This window comes from Kluyvera sp. 142486 (assembly GCF_046569695.1).
Taxonomy (GTDB): Bacteria; Pseudomonadota; Gammaproteobacteria; order Enterobacterales; family Enterobacteriaceae; genus Kluyvera.
In genome coordinates this window covers 101215-114740 of the sequence record NZ_JBKHUI010000006.1, presented here as the reverse complement: position 1 = coordinate 114740, position 13526 = coordinate 101215, and the positions used below count along the sequence as shown (strand labels likewise).

At 56.7% G+C, this 13526-nt stretch carries 14 protein-coding genes; 7 read left to right on the top strand and 7 right to left on the bottom strand.

The window, feature by feature from the left end; all coding sequences use genetic code 11:
• Window positions 1-65: 65 nt before the first annotated feature.
• Entirely contained in the window at window positions 66-1310 is a 1245-nt protein-coding gene (gene mtr / locus ACLGE8_RS08930) for a tryptophan permease (protein WP_410998021.1), read from the top strand.
• A gap of 142 nt (window positions 1311-1452) precedes the next feature.
• Here the strand turns inward: mtr and ACLGE8_RS08925 are convergent, their stop codons facing one another.
• From ACLGE8_RS08925 to ACLGE8_RS08915, 3 genes are all read right to left on the bottom strand, one after another.
• Complete coding sequence (locus ACLGE8_RS08925; RefSeq protein WP_410998020.1) at window positions 1453-2460, bottom strand: luciferase-like monooxygenase; 1008 nt, start codon at window positions 2458-2460, stop codon at window positions 1453-1455.
• 175 nt (window positions 2461-2635) lie between these two features.
• Window positions 2636-3514, bottom strand: coding sequence for a U32 family peptidase (locus ACLGE8_RS08920; protein ID WP_410998019.1), 879 nt, complete (start codon window positions 3512-3514; stop codon window positions 2636-2638).
• Window positions 3515-3522: 8 nt separating this feature from the next.
• Window positions 3523-4518: a peptidase U32 family protein gene (locus ACLGE8_RS08915; protein WP_410998018.1), complete on the bottom strand. Its 996-nt coding sequence runs from the start codon at window positions 4516-4518 to the stop codon at window positions 3523-3525.
• Window positions 4519-4737: 219 nt separating this feature from the next.
• Here ACLGE8_RS08915 and ACLGE8_RS08910 point away from each other — a divergent pair, with 219 nt between their 5' ends.
• Window positions 4738-5262 carry an SCP2 domain-containing protein gene (locus tag ACLGE8_RS08910; RefSeq protein ID WP_220440894.1) on the top strand — a complete coding sequence of 175 codons (525 nt, stop codon included), beginning with the start codon at window positions 4738-4740 and terminating at the stop codon, window positions 5260-5262.
• The gene (locus ACLGE8_RS08905) at window positions 5256-5759 is read left to right on the top strand and encodes a GNAT family N-acetyltransferase (RefSeq protein WP_410998017.1); all 504 of its coding nucleotides are present in this window, start codon (window positions 5256-5258) and stop codon (window positions 5757-5759) included. Before ACLGE8_RS08910 ends, ACLGE8_RS08905 begins: the two co-directional genes overlap by 7 nt.
• Here ACLGE8_RS08905 and ACLGE8_RS08900 read toward each other — a convergent pair.
• Window positions 5746-6030, bottom strand: coding sequence for a GIY-YIG nuclease family protein (locus ACLGE8_RS08900; RefSeq protein WP_410998016.1), 285 nt, complete (start codon window positions 6028-6030; stop codon window positions 5746-5748). The genes ACLGE8_RS08905 and ACLGE8_RS08900 overlap by 14 nt on opposite strands.
• A gap of 54 nt (window positions 6031-6084) precedes the next feature.
• Between ACLGE8_RS08900 and ACLGE8_RS08895 the strand changes: the two genes are divergently transcribed.
• The gene (locus tag ACLGE8_RS08895) at window positions 6085-6510 is read left to right on the top strand and encodes a YhbP family protein (protein ID WP_185667832.1); all 426 of its coding nucleotides are present in this window, start codon (window positions 6085-6087) and stop codon (window positions 6508-6510) included.
• On the opposite strand, the gene ACLGE8_RS08890 is transcribed toward ACLGE8_RS08895, so the two are convergent.
• The 3 genes from ACLGE8_RS08890 to ACLGE8_RS08880 all read right to left on the bottom strand — a co-directional run bounded on the left by ACLGE8_RS08890 (window position 6507) and on the right by ACLGE8_RS08880 (window position 10019).
• Window positions 6507-7952: a Cu(+)/Ag(+) sensor histidine kinase gene (locus ACLGE8_RS08890; protein WP_410998015.1), complete on the bottom strand. Its 1446-nt coding sequence runs from the start codon at window positions 7950-7952 to the stop codon at window positions 6507-6509. The two genes, ACLGE8_RS08895 and ACLGE8_RS08890, sit on opposite strands and share 4 nt — an antisense overlap.
• A complete protein-coding gene (locus ACLGE8_RS08885; RefSeq protein WP_185667834.1) occupies window positions 7942-8625 on the bottom strand; it encodes a copper/silver response regulator transcription factor in 684 nt (227 codons plus the stop codon). The genes ACLGE8_RS08890 and ACLGE8_RS08885 overlap by 11 nt, the downstream gene beginning before the upstream one ends.
• 107 nt (window positions 8626-8732) lie before the next feature.
• Entirely contained in the window at window positions 8733-10019 is a 1287-nt protein-coding gene (locus ACLGE8_RS08880) for an ABC transporter substrate-binding protein (RefSeq protein WP_410998014.1), read from the bottom strand.
• 510 nt (window positions 10020-10529) lie between these two features.
• On the opposite strand from ACLGE8_RS08880, the gene ACLGE8_RS08875 reads away from it, so the two are divergent.
• The 3 genes from ACLGE8_RS08875 to ACLGE8_RS08865 are packed head-to-tail and all read left to right on the top strand — an operon-like array spanning window position 10530 to window position 13519.
• Entirely contained in the window at window positions 10530-11915 is a 1386-nt protein-coding gene (locus ACLGE8_RS08875) for a Cu(I)/Ag(I) efflux RND transporter outer membrane protein (protein WP_410998013.1), read from the top strand.
• Between the two features lie 24 nt (window positions 11916-11939).
• Complete coding sequence (locus tag ACLGE8_RS08870; RefSeq protein WP_410998012.1) at window positions 11940-12284, top strand: copper-binding protein; 345 nt, start codon at window positions 11940-11942, stop codon at window positions 12282-12284.
• A complete protein-coding gene (locus tag ACLGE8_RS08865; protein WP_410998010.1) occupies window positions 12284-13519 on the top strand; it encodes an efflux RND transporter periplasmic adaptor subunit in 1236 nt (411 codons plus the stop codon). The genes ACLGE8_RS08870 and ACLGE8_RS08865 overlap by 1 nt, the downstream gene beginning before the upstream one ends.
• Window positions 13520-13526 lie beyond the last annotated feature (7 nt).

Here is a 13526-nt window from a genome sequence, read left to right as displayed (position 1 = left end):
GTGTACTGGTACAGTGCGACACATTAAAATGCAGTAGCAAAATAATACACTGGAGAAAAGGCTGTATGGCGACACTAACCACCACCCAAACGTCACCTTCGCTGCTTGGCGGCGTGGTGATCATCGGCGGCACAATCATTGGTGCGGGGATGTTCTCTCTGCCGGTGGTCATGTCCGGGGCGTGGTTCTTCTGGTCGATGGCGGCGCTGGTGTTTACCTGGTTCTGCATGCTGCACTCTGGGCTGATGATCCTCGAAGCGAACCTCAACTACCGTATTGGTTCGAGCTTCGACACCATCACCAAAGATTTGCTGGGCAAAGGCTGGAACGTGGTGAACGGCATTTCCATTGCCTTTGTGCTCTACATCCTGACCTACGCCTATATCTCGGCGAGCGGCTCGATTCTGCATCACACCTTCGCTGAGATGTCGCTGAATGTCCCGCCTCGGGCCGCAGGCTTTGGCTTTGCGCTGCTGGTGGCATTCGTGGTGTGGCTGAGCACCAAAGCGGTGAGCCGTATGACGGCCATCGTGCTGGGCGCTAAGGTCATTACCTTCTTCCTGACCTTCGGTAGCCTGATGGGCCACGTCACGCCCGCTACGCTGTTTAACGTAGCGGAGACGCACGCCAGCTATACGCCTTACCTGCTGATGACGCTGCCGTTCTGTCTGGCCTCGTTTGGCTATCACGGTAACGTACCAAGTCTGATGAAGTACTACGGCAAAGATCCTAAGACCATTGTGAAATGCCTGGTGTACGGCACGCTGCTGGCGCTGGTGCTCTACACGGTGTGGCTGCTGGGGACGATGGGCAACATCCCACGTCCGGAGTTTATCGGCATTGCGCAGAAGGGCGGCAATATTGATGTGTTGGTGCAGGCGCTGAGCGGCGTGCTCAATAGCCGTAGCCTGGATCTGCTGCTGGTCGTGTTCTCAAACTTTGCGGTGGCGAGTTCGTTCCTTGGGGTGACGCTTGGTCTGTTTGACTATCTGGCGGATTTGTTCAAATTTGATGACTCTGCGCTGGGCCGTTTCAAAACCGCACTGCTGACCTTCCTGCCGCCGATTATCGGTGGCCTGCTGTGGCCGAACGGTTTCCTGTATGCCATTGGCTATGCAGGGCTGGCGGCGACTATCTGGGCGGCGATTGTTCCGGCGCTGCTGGCACGTAAATCCCGCAAGCGCTTCGGTAGCCCGAAATTCCGCGTCTGGGGTGGTAAGCCGATGATTGCGCTAATTCTGATCTTTGGTGTGGGTAACGCGCTGGTGCACGTGCTGTCGAGCTTTAATCTGCTGCCGGTTTATCAGTAAGGGATTCGCCCCCTCACACTAACCCTCTCCCCACGGGGGAGAGGGAACCGCTCGGTGCGGTATTTCGGTTAAGAAAGCGCTCGGACAGGCCTTCCCCCTCGCCCCTTTGGGGAGAGGACCGGGGTGAGGGGAACAAACCGCACTACCCCAATAATTCTTTCTTCACATCCATCGCCAACCCAAACGAATGTAGTCGCGCCTGATGGTCAAAAATCTGGCCGTTAACCATAATCTCATCCGCCTGCGTTTCCCGCAGAATCGACTCCAGCCCGTGGCGAACCTTCGCCTTATCACCGACCAGTGACATCCGTAGCGCCTGGTCAACGCCGTATTTCTCCGACGGGGTCCAGAAGTGCTCCATCTGCTGAATCGGCGGCGGTAGCTGCCCGGTTTCTCCACGACGCAGCTTCGTGAACGCCTGCTGCATAGAGGTGAAGAGGAATTCGGCATCACGGTTGCTGTCGGCGGCGATGATATTGATGCACACCATCGCGTACGGTTTTTCCAGCCGCGCCGATGGCTTGAAGTTGGTGCGGTAGAGATGCAGCGCCTGGAACAGCATATCCGGGGCGAAGTGGGAGGCGAAAGCAAACGGCAGGCCGAGCTGCGCGGCAAGCTGAGCGCCATAAAGGCTGGAACCGAGCAGCCACACCGGGATCTTCTCGCCGTAGCCCGGTACCGGGCGTACCTGCGGGTCAGGGTCGACTGCATCAAACCAGTCCACCAGCTCTGCGACATCGCGCGGGAAGTTATCGATATCGCCGCTCATATGGCGGCGCAGTGCGCGCATCGTTGGCTGATCGCTGCCCGGCGCGCGGCCCAGGCCGAGATCGATACGGCCAGGATAGAGCGTGTTGAGCGTACCAAACTGCTCGGCAATCACCAGCGGCGAGTGGTTGGGCAGCATCACGCCGCCGGAACCCAGATGCAGCGTGGTGGTGTGGGCGGCGAGGTAGCCGATCAGCACTGAGGTTGCCGCACTGGCGATACCCACCATATTGTGGTGTTCTGCTAGCCAATAGCGGTGGTAGCCGCGCTTTTCAGCGAGCTGTGCGAGATCGAGCGAATGGGAGAAGGCTTCTCGCGCGGAGGAACCCTGAGGGATCGGCGCGAGATCGAGCACCGAGAAGGCAACGGTTTTGTCAGTCATAAAGGCTCACTTTGCTAGCTGCTAATCTTTTTATACTGCATTAAAGAATAGTGAATGTTGTTAACAAAGTGAGCTTTATACGATGGGCGCTGGTCAGAAAATGCCTGATGGCGCTGCGCTTATCAGGCCTACAGACGAACTGTAGCCCGGCCGAGCGCAGCGACGCCGGGGATGTTTAGGCCTGCAGCTCCAACCCAGCCAGACGCTTCCAGTAACCGTTACAGTCGCTATTAGCCGTCAACGGTAGCGGGGCGGCACCGTTTTCGTTGGCGCGGAAGGCGTCGAGCATGGCGAAGGTCTCATCGCCCATCGGCGACAGACGCACCATATCAACCAGCCCGTGCATCGACGTCAGCTCATTGCCGAGGTTGTAAACATAGCCGCTCATGGTCTGAATGCCGTTCAGCACGAACACCTGTTGATTCTCCTGCGACAGCATGCTGCGCCCATTCGGATACTTGATGCAGCAGGTCTCACACTCATCCTTGGGCTTATCTTCCGAACGTGCGGTAAAGCAGCGGGCGGAGTAGGCCAGCGGCAGATGACCGTAGCTCAGCACTTCCACCTCAAACTTATCGCGGATGCCCAGCTCTTCGCACTGATTAAGCAGGTTCACCAGCCAGTCGCGAGACAGCTCAACCGGCATGCACCAGCGCACCATACCCTGTTTTTGCAATATCCGCAGAGTGACGGCGTTGTAGCAGTTCAGCGCGTGACCGGCGACGAACGGCAGCTTGCGCTCGGCGCAGAGGTTAACTACCCCAAGGTCGCTCGCCTCCAGAAGAAACTCGCCGTTGTCGACGTAGCGCTTCAGTTCGCCCAGCTCAGACGATGCCTGCACCAGCGCCAGCGTAGAGAGCACGACCTGCTTGCCGCTACCCGCGAGAGATTTCGCCATATCCAGCCAGTCGCCCACTTTGGTGGCGCGACGCTTGCTGCATACTGCTTCACCGAGGTAGATGGTGTCGGCGTGGCTCGTAGCGGCCTGCTGGTAAAAATCTTCCAGCGTCTCTTTTGACCAGTAGTAAAGCACTGGTCCTAATGAATATTTCATTGCTGTTCCTACTGCCATTTACGGTGATAAGCGCCGAGGGTGGTTTGGGTGCCTTCCGACATCGAGCCAAGCGTCTCCATCCACGCGGCCTGCGGGACGAAGTTCTGCGGATCGGCCATGCAGCGGTCAATCGCCTGACGCCACACCTTCGCCACCTGGCTGACGTACGCTGGGCTACGCTGGCGGCCTTCAATTTTCACCGAGGCGATATTGGCGGCCAGCAGTTCCGGCAGCAGTTCCAGGGTGTTGAGGCTGGTTGGCTCTTCCAGCGCGTGGTAGCGCTCGCCGTCGACCAGATAGCGGCCTTTACACAGCGTTGGGTAACCGGCGTTTTCGCCATCCTGATAACGGTCGATCAGCACTTCATTAAGGCGTGACTCCAGCCCCTGCGGGGTTTGCTGCCAGCGCACGTAGCGCGCCGGTGAGCAGGCACCGACGGTGTTTGGCGACTCGCCGGTCAGGTAAGATGAGAGATAGCAGCGGCCTTCCGCCATAATGCACAGGCTACCAAAGGCAAATACCTCTAACGGCACTGGCGTGACGCGAGCGAGCTGTTTCACCTGGTGAATCGACAGCACGCGTGGCAGCACTACGCGGGCCACGTTAAAGTTGCGATGGTAGAAATTAATCGCCTCTTCGTTGGTCGCTGATGCCTGAACGGAGACATGGCGCTCAATATGCGGGTAGCGCTCTGCGGCATACTCAAGCATGGCGAGGTCGGCGAGGATGAGGGCGTCGGCGCCCAGCTGTGCGGCCATATCGACGGCACGCTGCCAGCGGACGTAGCCGTCCGGGTGCGCAAAGGTATTAATCGCGATGTGCAGCTTACGTTTATGCTGGTGTACGAAGTTCACCGCTTCCTGCAGCTTTTTCTCGGTGAAGTTAAGACCGGCGAAATGTCGGGCGTTAGTATCATCTTTCAGCCCGATATACACCGCATCGGCACCGTTTTCGATAGCCGCCTTTAGCGCCGGGAGGTTTCCGGCAGGGCAGAGCAACTCCATAATTATTCCTGAGTTAGCGGCCCAGCAGGGCGCATTATTGTTAATGAATGGAGATTTTAGTTAACCTATCGCTAATCATTTTTGATTTGAGGCAGACAAAAGCGTATTGATGACGCCAATAATCCCTCTACCTCACGACATAATTGTTGATTTACGCCGCTATGTCGTTTAACTGATATGGCAAAATAACGGAACTATTGCATTCAGGGAGTAAAGCTTGTGTTGGATAAACTGCGTTCACGTCTGGTCCATGTCGCACCGACTCTGATGAGCGTTCCGGTGAAATTCACGCCGTTCGCGCTTAAACGGCAGGTCCTTCAGCAGGTGTTAAGCTGGCAGTTCCGCCAGGCGCTGGATGACGGAGAACTGGATTTTCTTGACGGCCGCTGGCTGAGTATTGAGGTGCGTGATATTGGCCTCACCTGGTTTACCTCCGTCGAGAACGGGCGCTTAATCGTCAGCGACGCCGCTCAGGCGGACGTGAGCTTCAGCGCAGATGCGAGCGATCTGTTAATGATCGCCGCGCGCAAACAGGACCCTGATACGCTCTTCTTCCAGCGCCGCCTGGTGATTGAAGGGGATACGGAGCTGGGTCTCTATGTCAAAAACCTGATGGATGCCATTGAGCTTGAGCAGATGCCGAAAGCGTTGCGCATGATGCTGATGCAGCTGGCTGATTTCGTAGAGGCTGGCCTAAAATCACCATCAGAAACTAAACATACATCGGTAGGTGAGCCATGCTGATTCGAGTAGAAATTGGAATTGATGCTCCAGGTATCGACGCGCTGCTGCGTCGTACCTTCAACCGTGACGGCGAAGCCAATCTGGTCCGCGAGCTGCGCGAAGACGGTCTAATTACGCTGGGACTGGTAGCCACAGACGATGAAGGTCATGTCGTCGGCTATGTTGCATTTAGCCCTGTCAGCATTGAAGGCGAAGAGCTACAGTGGGTGGGGCTGGCACCGCTGGCGGTAGACGAAGCCTACCGTGGTCAGGGGCTGGCGCGTCAGCTGGTCTATGAAGGGCTGGATTCGCTCAATGAATTTGGCTACGCGGCGGTAGTCACGCTGGGTGAACCTGAGCTCTACGGTCGTTTTGGCTTTGAGCGTGCGGCACAGTACGATCTGCGCTGTCGTTGGCCGGGCACCGAAGACGCATTTATGGTACATCGTCTGGCAGACGACGCGCTGAATGGCGTTCACGGGCTGGTGGAGTATTCTGACCACTTCAATCGTGTTTAAGGCCGCTCAGTAACGTTTCGAATGAACCGTCACCTGCGACGAGGCGCTCTTTCTGGCGCTTCGTTAGCTGCTTAATGCGGTACTCCAGGCGCAGTGCCAGCGAGTGCTCGCCAACCTCACCGGAAAACACCAGCCGCAGCACGCCTTTGCCGCGCAGCGCTTTCGCCCCTTTACCGCTTTGATGCTGGTGGAACCGTCGTTCAACATCGGTGGTGATACCGGTGTACAATTTGTCGTCCTCGGTACGGACGAGATAAAGAAACCAACGCACGTGTGGCAACCTGTCTGTGTGGGTGAACGCACCATAGCATAACGGAGAGAACGGATGGAAACCCTCACTGCCATTAGCAAGTGGCTGGCAAAACAGCATGTCGTCAGCTGGTGCGTCGCGAAGGAAGGCGAGCTATGGTGCGCGAACGCATTCTACGTTTACGACGCGCAGCGCGTCGCCTTTTACCTGCTCAGCGAAGAGACCACGCGCCATGGTCAGATGACCGGCCAGCAGGCGCCGGTTGCCGGCACGATAAACGGCCAGCCGAAGACCGTGGCGCTGATTCGCGGCGTGCAGTTCAAAGGCGAAATTCGTCTGCTGAGCGGCGATGAAGCCGATGAAAAACGCGCGCTCTACGTCAAACGCTTCCCCGTTGCCCGGATGCTCTCCGCGCCGGTGTGGGAACTGCGCCTCGATGAACTGAAGTTCACCGACAACACGCTCGGCTTCGGCAAGAAGCTGCACTGGCTGCGCGACTAAGCCTTAAGCGTTGGCAGTTCAATGATAAAGCGCGTGGCGACGGTATCGGATGTCACGCCAATCTTCCCATGATGCGCTCGGACGATCGACTTCACGATCGCCAGCCCAATTCCGCTGTTTTCCCCTTTCCGCTGCCGCGAAGGATCAACCCGGTAGAAGCGATCGAACAGGCGAGGCAAATGCTCCTCGGCAATCGGCGTGCCTGGATTCTCTACGCTGTAGATGACCCTATCACTATGAGCGCTCACCTGGACGGTGACCGACATCCCCCGCGGGGTGTAGCGAATGGCGTTGGAGAGCAGGTTATTGATAACACGGCGGATCATCAGCGGATCGCCCATCACCAGCGACGGTTGCCCAACAAAGCGTAGCGCCACGTCGCGCTCTTCCGCCCAGGCTTCGAAAAACTCAAACACCTTCATGGTTTCCGTCTGCAGATCCAGCGGTACGCTTTCCGGTACCAGCAGGTTCTCATCCGCCTGCGCCAGGAACAGCATATCGCTGACCATCTTCGCCATGCGGTTGTACTCCTCAAGGCTGGAGTAGAGCACGTCTTCCAGCTCTTTGACCGTCCGGGGATGGCTGAGCGCTATCTCGGTCTGGGTGACCAGGTTAGTGATTGGCGTGCGCATCTCGTGGGCGATATCGGCGGAGAAGTTGGCCTGACGGCGGAACACATCCTCGATCCGGCCGATCATCTGGTTAAACGAGATAACCAGCTGCTCCAGCTCGATCGGCACGCGTGTGGGATCCAGCCGCACGTCGAGATTTTCCGAAGTGATATTTTTGATCTCCAGGCTGACATCACGCAGCGGCTGGTGGCCTTTACGCACCGCGATCAGCACGATCATCACGATAAACAGGCTGATGATGGCAGCGATCATCATCAGGTTGCGCTTGAGCTCTTTGAGATAGTGCAGATGGAAGTCTATCGATAGCGCGGTCAGCAGCGTATAGCGCTGGCTATCGCTCTGAATCGTTGAAGCGATAACCCGATAGGTCGTTGTCGGCATGGCGCTGGCGTCGTGGCTCTCCATCGGTGGCATACTGCTGCCAACCCAGCGGAACATGCGCTGGGATTTCAACGCCTGCGAAAACTGGGGAGATGCAAAGATCGGCGATAGATCCGGCCCGGTGGGGGAGCGATACAGCAGCGGAGTGTCCTGGCTGCGTAGCATCACAACAATATTGCGATAGCCCGCCAGCGCGCTCTGGATATTGGCGAGCTTCTCGGCCTCTGAGATATCCGGCGCGGTAAGCTGTGCATTAAGCGTCGCGTTCACCTGCTTGAGGTCATTCACGTCCTGCTCGGCGAAGTGTTTTTCCACCGAATGCAGCATCATTCCGGTAAAGGCGGCAAACGCAAGAATGGTCACCAGGCTGATAAAAAAGGTCAGGCGGGTGGCGAGCGAGAACGGGCGGCGACGCGAGTTAACCTTCATCGCGAACCTCAAGCACGTAGCCGACGCCGCGTACGGTCTGAATCAGCTTCGGCGTAAAGTCGTTGTCAATTTTGGCGCGCAGGCGTTTGATGGCGACGTCGATGGCATTGGTATCGCTGTCGAAATTCATATCCCAGACCTGGGAGGCAATGAGTGAACGCGGCAGCACCTCGCCCTGATGGCGAAGGAAGAACTCCAGCAGCGTAAACTCTTTGCTGGTCAAGGTGATGCGCGTATCGCCGCGGGTCACCTTGCGGGAGACTCTGTCGAGCGTGAGGTCAGCAACCTGCAGTTGGCTCTCAACGATCACCGCCGCCCCACGGCGCAGCAGCGTTCTGACGCGCGCCAGCAGTTCGGCAAAGGCGAAGGGTTTCACCAGATAATCATCGGCGCCCAGTTCCAGCCCTTTTACCCGATGCTCAATGGTGCCGAGTGCGGTGAGCAGCAGGATTGGCATCCCTTTGTTGGCCGCGCGCAGCATGCGCACGATATCCCAGCCGTTGACGTCAGGCAGCATAATGTCCAGCACAATCAGGTCGTAATCGGCGGTCATCGCAAGGTGATAACCGTTGAGGCCGTTGTCGGTGTGATCCACCACAAAGCCCGCTTCCGTCAGCCCCTTAGCCAGGTATTCGCCCGTTTTGACCTCGTCTTCCACCACCAGAATTTTCATCTGCCCTCCATCGCCGCTGTGTGATGGAGCCATTCTAATGGAGCGAACGTTGATGGCAACGACTGAGGCCTTAAATGACAGCATTGTCATTTAAGGCCGGGCTACATTTACTCCGCCCACGCGTTCTGGCGCTTCAACTCCTCGTTCACCTTGCCGTTAATCTCCTTCAACACGGCAGGAATATCGCCGTCGCAGCTGGCGTAGATTTTATTAAAGCCGTCGGCGGTGATTTGTCGTACCGGGATCCAGTTTGGGATCTGCGGCATGTAGCGACCCTCTTTGGCGTAGGTTTCTGCGAACACTTCCCAGCGCGGATCGTCGTGATAATCCTTGATGTTCAGCGTCTTGTTAATGGGCAGACGGACGATCGGCATTGAGGTGCTGTCGGTCGCCATACCGATCTTCTGCCCCGCAGGCGAGATCAAAAACTCAAGGAACCGCTTCGCCGCTGCTTTATGCTGGCTGGTCTTCATCAGGAATGCCGTGGTGCCCTCCGCCATGGAGATGGCACCGCCGGGGCCTGCCGGTGGTGGCACGACGGTGTAGGTCTCTTTGCCCGGATCTTTATCGAACAGCGCGATGTGGTACGGGCCGGAGGAGTACATCCCGGTCTGCCCGGAACGGAACGAGGTGTTGGCATCGGCGGTGGTGTGGTTAATCGCCCCCGGCTGCGCCAGCCCTTCGCACACCATCCCGCGCATAAACGTCATCGCGGTGACCATCTCTTTGCTGTCCAGCGCCGCTTTAAATTTCCCCGGCTGAGTCGCGACCAGGTAGTTTGCTCCCGCCTGCCACAGATAGGATGATGAGAACGAGCTGGCATAGCCGCGGGTGGTGGCTAACGGCATGGTAAAACCATAGGTGTCGTTTTTACCGTTGCCGTCCGGGTCGTCATGGGTAAACGCTTTTGCCACGTTTTTCAGCTCCTCCCAGTTGGTAGGGGCTTTCAGGTTGAGCTTATTCAGCCAGTCCTGACGAATAAACAGCGCGTAGGTATGCGCGGAGGTTGGGACGCCGTAATATTTCCCGTCCGGCAGTTGGGTGGATTTCCACGCCGCCTCATAGACATCACCGCCGCCCTTTAGCTCACCCGGCTTAATTTCATCGACGATGCCGAGCTGCACCATCTGGCCGACGATAATTGCATCGTTGAACACCACGTCCGGCAGCGCGTTGCCGGTGGCCGCCCGTGCCAGACGCTGGTCGAAGTCGGTCACCGCGTTGAAGTATTTAATCGATATCCCGGTCTCTTTTTTAAACTGGTCCGCAAGCTGTTGATAAATCACTTTTGAATCGTTGCTGGCGCGGATCCAGACATCCAGCTCTTCGCTGAAAGCATTATGTGAAAGGCTAATTAACAGGGCCAAACCCAGCGCTTTGGTTTTGAATTGCATATATTAACTCCGATTTTTTACGGTAGATATTTGCCATCCCTGAACAGAGGTAAGGATTGGTGAAAAAAGGAACGAAAATGATGATAGGAGTGTGGCAAGGATGAAACAATGTTTCGAAAATGTAATTCCATGAATATCAGATGATTATGTGGATGAGTTCACAGGGAAAATCAGACGATATTTACTCTCTATAATATAACCATATGAAAAGATTACCGTTGCCGTTTTGCGCTAAATAAACATGAGTGATAGCAAGAGAATAAATTTGTGAGCACGCCAGCCTTTTTCCGTGAAAGCGTGATCGGCAATGAATATTGCAGCAAAAAAGAACAATTTTTTGGTCCTTTATTATTTCCCACCACTATTACGGCTTATTTTTCGCCATGCCGATCACGTTCCACCGCGCGTAAATGACAGCTTTGTCATTAACCTGTCACCGAGCAAACAGAGTCACCTCCGTAAAGTAGCCACATAGCCAGCCCCTTTTGATTCGGCTGAACAGGACGTGACATGTTTAAAGTAAAACAACTGACGCTGATGATGGCGTTCATTCTGGCCGGATGCACCTCGCTGGCGCCGGATTACCGACAGCCGGAAAATGTAGTACCTCAGCAGTTTTCGTTGTCTCAGGGGGCGCTGGTGCCGAGCGGCGGCCAGTGGCAGGAGACCGGCTGGCAGACCTTTTTTGTCGACCCACAGGCGAAACGCCTGATTGATGTTGCTCTGCGCAACAACCGTGATTTGCGCATGGCGGTGTTGAACGTTGAAGCCGCGCGCGCGCAGTACAACGTGACCGATGCCGGTCGCTACCCGCAGCTTAATGGCTCGACGGGCGGCAGCTATGAAGGCGACCTGCAGGGAAAAAACGCCACCACTAAAAGCTACAGCGCAGGCCTGAACCTGAGCTTTGAGCTCGACTTTTTCGGCAAGCTGAAAAACATGAGCGAAGCGGACCGTCAGAGCTTCTTCGCCAGCCAGGCCGCCCAGCGCGCGGCGCAGATTGTGGTGGTGACCAACGTCTCGCAGGGATACTTCAACCAACGGCGGCTGGCGGCGCAGTTAGCGATCGCCAAAGAGACGCTGCGTAACTACCAGCAGTCCTACGCGTTTGTGGAACAACAGCTGGTGACCGGCAGCACTAACGTGCTGGCGCTGGAGCAGGCGCGCGGGGTGATTGAAAGCACCCGTGCGGATATCGCTAAGCGGGAAGGCGAGCTGGCGCAGGCCAATCACGCGTTGCAGCAGCTATTGGGTACTTACAACACTTCGTTAAGCGGCGACGCGCAGAACGTTACAGCGGTGAAGCCACTGCCGCTGCCGGCTAACCTGCCGTCGACCATTCTGCTTCAGCGCCCGGACATCATGGAGGCCGAGCACCAGCTGCGCGCGGCGGATGCCAACATCGGCGTGGCCCGCGCGGCCTTTTTCCCGTCGATAACGTTAACCAGCGGCATTTCGAGCAGCAGTTCGTCGCTCTCTAACCTATTCAACGCCGCCAGCGGCATGTGGAACTTCGTGCCGAAGGTGGATCTGCCCATCTTTAACGCCGGGCGTAACGAAGCCAACCTGGCGCTCGCCAACGTGAAGCAGCGTCAGGCGGTGGTGAACTACGAGCAGAAAATTCAGGCTGCCTTTAAAGCGGTGGCGGATGCGCTGTCGCTTCGCGAAAGCATCGAAGGCCAACTGGTGGCGCAGCAGCGTTATTTAGCGTCGCTGCAAATTACCCTGCAGCGCGCCCGCGGATTATATGCCAGCGGGGCGGTGAGCTATATCGAAGTGCTCGATGCCGAGCGCTCTATCTTCACCACGCAGCAGGCGATCCTCGATTTACTTTATTCCCAACAGGTCAACGAAATTAATTTATTCACCGCACTCGGTGGCGGCTGGAAAGCGTAACCCTTTATTCAGGAGATTCTCAATATGCGTAACGTAACGATGCTGGTTGGTGGGATTTTAATGGCGATGGTGGCAAACGTTCAGGCAGCCGAAATGCAGCATGACGGCCATGGCCAGATGATGGAAATGAACGCTCAGCAGGCGGTTATTCAGGGTACCGGCGTGGTGCAGTCCGTGGATAAAGCGGCGAAAAAAATCACCATCGCCCACGAAGCCATTCCCGCCATTGACTGGCCGGCGATGACCATGCGCTTTACCTATACCGCGCCAACCGAGGCGATTAATCAGCTGAAAGAGGGCAGCCACGTGAACTTCTCCTTTATTCAGCAGGGGAACCTCTCGCTGCTTCAGGATATTAAGTCAATCTGATGGCTAAATTAAAATATACGGCTGCCATTGTCTGTAGCCTGATTATTGGCGGCCTGGCGACGGCAGTAATAAGCCGCTTTATTGCGCCGAACGCCCAGGCTGAATCTCAGCCTGCCGAGCGTAAGGTGCTGTACTGGTACGATCCGATGAAGCCCGACGTACGCTTCGATAAGCCGGGTAAATCGCCGTTTATGGACATGGACCTGGTGGCGAAATACGCCGACGAGGGCGGGGATACCCAGTCAAGCGGCGTCCGTATCGACCCCACTCAGGTGCACAACCTGGGGCTGCGTACGGAGAAGGTCAGCAAGGGTCGCCTCAACTATGGTCAGACCCTTCCCGCGAACGTCAGCTACAACGAATACCAGTTTGTGATTGTCCAGGCGCGTGCCGAAGGGTTTATCGAAAAGGTCTCCCCGCTGACGGTGGGCGACAAAGTGCGTAAAGGTACGCCGCTGGTTGAGGTCACCATTCCTTCGTGGGTGGAAGCGCAGAGCGAATACCTGCTGCTGGCGAACTCAGGCGGCACAGCAAACCAGCTCGATGGCGTGCTGGAACGTCTGCGGCTGGCGGGTATGCCGGAAGCGGATATCCAGCGGATGCGTAGCACTCGCCGCGTACAGACGCGCTTTACCCTTACCGCGCCTATCGATGGCGTACTGACGGCCTTTAGCCTGAAAAGCGGCATGAACATCGCCAAAGACAGCGTGGTGGCGCAGATTCAGGGCATGGACCCGGTGTGGATCACCGCCGCCGTGCCGGAGTCGATCGCTTATCTGCTCAAAGACTCCACCCAGTTTACGGTGTTTATCCCGGCCTATCCGGACAAAACCTTCCCGATCCAGAAATGGTCTATCCTGCCGAGCGTCGACCAAACCACGCGCACGCTGCAGGTGCGTTTGCAGGTCAATAACCCGGATGAGCTCCTGAAGCCGGGGATGAACGCCTATTTGAAGCTGAACGCGCAAAGCGACGAGATGCTGCTGATCCCGTCTCAGGCGGTGATTGATACTGGCGATGAACAACGGGTGATTACGGTGGCAAGCAACGGCGAGTTTGTGCCGAAAAAGATCCAGGTGCTGCATGAATCTCAGCATCAGGCCGGCATTGGCGCGGGGCTATCGGAAGGGGAATCGGTGGTGCTGAACGGCCTGTTCCTGATTGACTCGGAAGCGAATATCAGCGGCGCGCTGGACAGAATGCGGCATACCGCTGATGCCCACGCCGGGCATTAAGGAGACG

Bases quoted from the DNA above. Each gene is read 5' to 3' on its own strand.
- ACLGE8_RS08905 (WP_410998017.1), top strand. From the start codon at position 5,256: ATGCTGATTCGAGTAGAAATTGGAATTGATGCTCCAGGTATCGACGCG.
- ACLGE8_RS08865 (WP_410998010.1), top strand. From the start codon at position 12,284: ATGGCTAAATTAAAATATACGGCTGCCATTGTCTGTAGCCTGATTATT.
- ACLGE8_RS08885 (WP_185667834.1), bottom strand. From the start codon at position 8,625: ATGAAAATTCTGGTGGTGGAAGACGAGGTCAAAACGGGCGAATACCTG.
- ACLGE8_RS08890 (WP_410998015.1), bottom strand. From the start codon at position 7,952: ATGAAGGTTAACTCGCGTCGCCGCCCGTTCTCGCTCGCCACCCGCCTG.
- ACLGE8_RS08925 (WP_410998020.1), bottom strand. From the start codon at position 2,460: ATGACTGACAAAACCGTTGCCTTCTCGGTGCTCGATCTCGCGCCGATC.
- mtr (WP_410998021.1), top strand. From the start codon at position 66: ATGGCGACACTAACCACCACCCAAACGTCACCTTCGCTGCTTGGCGGC.
- ACLGE8_RS08870 (WP_410998012.1), top strand. From the start codon at position 11,940: ATGCGTAACGTAACGATGCTGGTTGGTGGGATTTTAATGGCGATGGTG.
- ACLGE8_RS08880 (WP_410998014.1), bottom strand. From the start codon at position 10,019: ATGCAATTCAAAACCAAAGCGCTGGGTTTGGCCCTGTTAATTAGCCTT.
- ACLGE8_RS08875 (WP_410998013.1), top strand. From the start codon at position 10,530: ATGTTTAAAGTAAAACAACTGACGCTGATGATGGCGTTCATTCTGGCC.
- ACLGE8_RS08915 (WP_410998018.1), bottom strand. From the start codon at position 4,518: ATGGAGTTGCTCTGCCCTGCCGGAAACCTCCCGGCGCTAAAGGCGGCT.
- ACLGE8_RS08920 (WP_410998019.1), bottom strand. From the start codon at position 3,514: ATGAAATATTCATTAGGACCAGTGCTTTACTACTGGTCAAAAGAGACG.
- ACLGE8_RS08895 (WP_185667832.1), top strand. From the start codon at position 6,085: ATGGAAACCCTCACTGCCATTAGCAAGTGGCTGGCAAAACAGCATGTC.